Origin of the sequence: uncultured Agitococcus sp. (assembly GCF_937920075.1) — a bacterium.
Classification (GTDB): Bacteria; Pseudomonadota; Gammaproteobacteria; order Pseudomonadales; family Moraxellaceae; genus Agitococcus.
In genome coordinates this window covers 1-2206 of record NZ_CALETI010000294.1, presented here as the reverse complement: position 1 = coordinate 2206, position 2206 = coordinate 1, and the positions used below count along the sequence as shown (strand labels likewise).

The 2206-nt window shown below is 37.9% G+C and carries 5 protein-coding genes; all 5 read left to right on the top strand.

Annotated features, from left to right (window positions below; translation table 11 throughout):
• The first annotated feature begins 151 nt into the window (after positions 1-151).
• The 5 genes from Q0212_RS10340 to Q0212_RS10320 all read left to right on the top strand — a co-directional run bounded on the left by Q0212_RS10340 (position 152) and on the right by Q0212_RS10320 (position 2157).
• Positions 152-577 (top strand): DNA N-6-adenine-methyltransferase, encoded by a 426-nt coding sequence (locus Q0212_RS10340; protein ID WP_297925139.1) that lies wholly within the window; start codon positions 152-154, stop codon positions 575-577.
• Positions 578-722: 145 nt separating this feature from the next.
• Positions 723-887 carry a hypothetical protein gene (locus tag Q0212_RS10335; RefSeq protein WP_297925137.1) on the top strand — a complete coding sequence of 55 codons (165 nt, stop codon included), beginning with the start codon at positions 723-725 and terminating at the stop codon, positions 885-887.
• 135 nt (positions 888-1022) lie between these two features.
• The gene (locus Q0212_RS10330) at positions 1023-1421 is read left to right on the top strand and encodes a hypothetical protein (protein WP_297925135.1); all 399 of its coding nucleotides are present in this window, start codon (positions 1023-1025) and stop codon (positions 1419-1421) included.
• Between the two features lie 176 nt (positions 1422-1597).
• Complete coding sequence (locus Q0212_RS10325; protein ID WP_297925133.1) at positions 1598-1780, top strand: hypothetical protein; 183 nt, start codon at positions 1598-1600, stop codon at positions 1778-1780.
• 164 nt (positions 1781-1944) lie between these two features.
• Positions 1945-2157: a hypothetical protein gene (locus Q0212_RS10320; RefSeq protein ID WP_297925131.1), complete on the top strand. Its 213-nt coding sequence runs from the start codon at positions 1945-1947 to the stop codon at positions 2155-2157.
• Positions 2158-2206: the final 49 nt, after the last annotated feature.

Here is a 2206-nt window from a genome sequence, read left to right as displayed (position 1 = left end):
AAGACTAACCCCGAATGGGCTAAATTTTATGGATACATAGATTAAAACCTAACTACCAACGCATAAGGCGCAAGCACTACAACGATAATAGACCTGCATAAGCGATTGGGTGCTTGTCGCACTTAATGCAGAGTTAGACACTGGAATTGCGATGAATACTGACGTAATGTTTTCAAGTGCTACGGACTTATGGGCTACGCCTAAAGCGTTTTTTGATAGGTACAATGCTGTGCATGACTTTGAATTAGACGTTTGCGCGAACGATGAAAATGCAAAGTGTGAGAAGTTTTACACGGTTGTCGAAGATGGCTTAACGCAGGAATGGACAGGCAATGTATGGATGAATCCGCCCTATGGGCGCGAGATTGGTAAATGGGTAAAGAAGGCTTTTGAAAGCGTTTTTGTAGATAAGACGGCAAAGAAGGTTGTTTGTTTATTGCCAGCGCGAACAGACACACGCTGGTTTCACGACTTTTGCACACAAGGGAACATTGAATTTATTAAGGGGCGTTTGAAGTTTGGCGACTGTAAAAACCCTGCCCCGTTTCCGAGCATGGTGGTGATATTTGGTGTCTAACAAATAATTAACTGGTACAACCTAACAAAATCAGACTTTAGATGATGTATGGGGTTGTGTCCAGTTGAATTGGTAGTTAGATACGCTAACTTTTTACGATGAATTTATAGGTTTGAAGCACCTTTGACGCTTCGGAGTATTGATTATGTTTATTGGCTTAATGGGTGTAACAAATGATGGTGTTTTGGTGACTCCAAGCGGAAAGGAGTTATTTAAAGTGCCTTTACGAATTGGAGCAGTCATTCAAAAAATACAGCATTGGGTTGCAAAAAAAACTTGGAAAATGCGTAAAGAGGAAGATGATGAATAGTATCTAACTAATGCAATAAGAGGCGATGCCCCACGCTGATAAACGATACTTTACAGTATCACAAACTTAATAAACTGAGCAACAAGCGGCTGGGGCATTGTCCGCTTGATTGCTGAGTTAGACACGGGGATAACGATGATTGTATTACATGGTTTTGATGAAAATGATTGTGGTGAAATTTTAGCATTTCATGGTAATGATGAGAAATTTGTAATCGGGACGTGGATAAAGCGTGAAGGTTTTTTGCTGCTTAAAGGCGTTAAGGGTCGTATTTATATCGCGTCAAATGATATTGATTCAACACTGTTTTGCTACAAAATGAAAATACAGTTTTTTCTAAAACATAACATTCCTGTTAGTTTTGCTATGGCAGAAATAAGGAATAAAGATGTATTAGAAAGGCTTAATGATTGTGGATATAAGACATTCAATGAAGTTGCAATCCTTGATGACTCAAGAATTGCAAAAGTTTTGAATTACGACATGGATTTTATTAAAATACTTGATAGAGCAATAACAAGTTACACACAATAGTATCTAACTTCAACGCTAAGGGGTAACACCCTTAGCAAACTAAGCCTGTGCAAAGTATGCACAGATACCAAAAAATGCCCCATAAATAGATGGTGCGTTATCCCACTTGAGCGTAAAGTTAGGTTGTGACATAGCGATAACCTAATTATTACACCAATAAATCAAAGGCAAATACTATGACTTTTTCTATAACAGCACAAGAAGTAGAACTTTCAAAAAAGCTGCAATTATTACTTGAAGGCGTTTCTTTTTCGTCAGCACTTATTGCACTAAATCATGCACGAGGCGTTATTTGCTTACAACGCGATAAAATACAAGAAACTTCTACTTTCCGTCCCACAAATGAGGATAATTCTTAATCAGGTTTTGCATTTAATTCTGAATTATCCATAAAATACACCTAGATATATGAGACCTAACTAAAAAATTAAGCCGTAAATGCCCACACTGAAAGCAGAAACTTGACGATTGACTGGGTATTTATCGGCTTGAATGAGAGTTAGAAAGCGTATTGGAGATAGCGATGAAGATAAATAAGAGATGCGTGTTTTGTGGTTTTTTTGACCTAAGATACAAGCGCGTTGGAATAGGTGAGATTGTGCCGTGGGGAAGGCATGAGCATAAGCCATTTGTAGCGGTTGAGTGTAAAAGCTGCAAGGCTATAACAGAGCCGTTTAATGAGAAAAAAGATGCTTTAGAAGCATTTGGAAAGTCTGGAACAAAGATAAGCGTCTAACTAGTATTATTTATCCTAATTGACGTATTAATTTACGTCAGTTTTGATG